The sequence below is a fragment of the Mesorhizobium sp. M2A.F.Ca.ET.037.01.1.1 genome, from assembly GCF_003998075.1.
Taxonomy (GTDB): Bacteria; Pseudomonadota; Alphaproteobacteria; order Rhizobiales; family Rhizobiaceae; genus Mesorhizobium.
Genome location: NZ_RZSA01001246.1, coordinates 1 through 1648, shown reverse-complemented (window position 1 = coordinate 1648; position 1648 = coordinate 1). Strand labels below are relative to the sequence as shown.

The 1648-nt window shown below is 64.7% G+C and carries 2 protein-coding genes; one reads left to right on the top strand and one right to left on the bottom strand.

Features of this window, described 5'->3' with window-relative positions; all coding sequences use genetic code 11:
* The coding region (gene ccmA, locus EOA27_RS35585) for a heme ABC exporter ATP-binding protein CcmA (RefSeq protein ID WP_127258624.1) at window positions 1–538 on the bottom strand (538 nt) is incomplete at its 3' end.
* Window positions 539–822: 284 nt separating this feature from the next.
* Here ccmA and EOA27_RS35580 point away from each other — a divergent pair.
* Window positions 823–1648 (top strand): aconitase family protein (locus EOA27_RS35580; protein ID WP_245491307.1); only part of this gene is annotated, 826 nt, incomplete at its 3' end.

The following is a 1648-nucleotide window of genomic DNA, read 5'->3' as shown; positions in this document are numbered from 1 at the left end:
CAATCCCACCGTCGCGCAGATGGCCCCGCATCAGCCCCGCGAACCGCTCCTCCGAAGCCTTGTCCAGCCCCGCCGTCGGCTCATCCAGCAGCCATACCGGTCTATGGCTGACCAGAAGCTTGGCGATCGACACCCGCCGCCTTTGCCCGGTCGACAGATAGCCGAAGGGCAGATGCCCGAGCCCGCCGAGCGCCACCGTCTCCAGCGCCTCCTCGACGCTCAATGCCGGTTCGCCCTGGAAGGCCCGCCAGAAGCCGAGATTCTCCTCGACGCTGAGCGCCGTCTTCATCGCGTTGAGATGGCCGAGATAGTGCGAGGCGGAGGCGACCGTCGGGAAAGCCTCGCCACCGCCTTCGACCAGCACCTTGCCCCGGGCAACCGGCAGCAGCCCGGCGACTACCCTCAGCAGGGTCGATTTGCCCGAGCCGTTCGGCCCGGTGACGATGAGCGCTTCGCCCTTGTCGAGCGCAAAGCCGATGCCGGAAAAAACCGCCTCGCCGCCGCGCTCGCCGCCCAGATTTTCGGCGATCAGCCGCATCATTGCCCGTTCCGAAAGCACCGTTTCGCAGCCGTCGCCGCATCGCACAAATTTGCCTTTTGTCTGTCTAGAACTATTCCAGGAAATTCTCTATATGCGGTTCATCCGTGCCAGCGGTCGGCGCGGGAACAGAATTAGCGCCGAACCAGCGCACGCGCCGCCTTGAACGGCTCGGGTTGCTTGGGAGCGGACAGCGGAAATGGCCGTACCCGCACCTTTGCGCGTGATTGCATGCCATCGGCGTCCGTTCCCTTTCAGGCTGAACAGACAAGGACGGATCGCACGTGTCAAAATCCCTCGACAGTTTCAATTGCCGCCGCACCCTGACCGCGGGTGGTGCGGACTATGTCTATTTCGACCTCGTTGAGGCCGAGAAGAATGGCCTCACCGGCATCGCCCAGCTGCCCTATTCTATGAAGGTGCTGCTGGAGAACCTGCTCCGCAACGAAGACGGCCGCTCCGTCACCAAGGAGAGCATCCAGGCGGTCGCCGCCTGGCTGGCCGACAAGGGCACCGCCGGCGTCGAGATCGCCTATCGCCCTGCCCGCGTGCTGATGCAGGACTTCACCGGGGTTCCGGCCGTGGTCGACCTCGCCGCCATGCGCGACGGCATCAAGGCGCTCGGCGGCGATCCGGAAAAGATCAACCCGCTGGTGCCAGTCGACCTCGTCATCGACCATTCCGTCATCGTCGACGAGTTCGGCACGCCGATGGCCTTCGCCCGCAATGTCGAGCTCGAATATGAGCGCAACGAGGAGCGCTACAAGTTCCTGAAATGGGGCCAGCAGGCCTTCCGCAACTTCCGCGTCGTGCCGCCCGGCACCGGCATCTGCCACCAAGTCAATCTCGAATATCTGGGACAGGTCGTGTGGACCAACAGCGAGGATGGCGAGACGGTCGCCTATCCCGACACCTGCGTCGGCACCGATTCGCACACCACCATGATCAATGGCCTCGGTGTGCTCGGCTGGGGCGTCGGCGGCATCGAGGCCGAGGCCGCGATGCTCGGCCAGCCGGTCTCCATGCTTCTGCCGGAGGTCATCGGCTTCCGCCTCACCGGCAGGCTCAAGGAAGGCGTCACCGCCACCGACCTGGTGCTCACCGTCACCC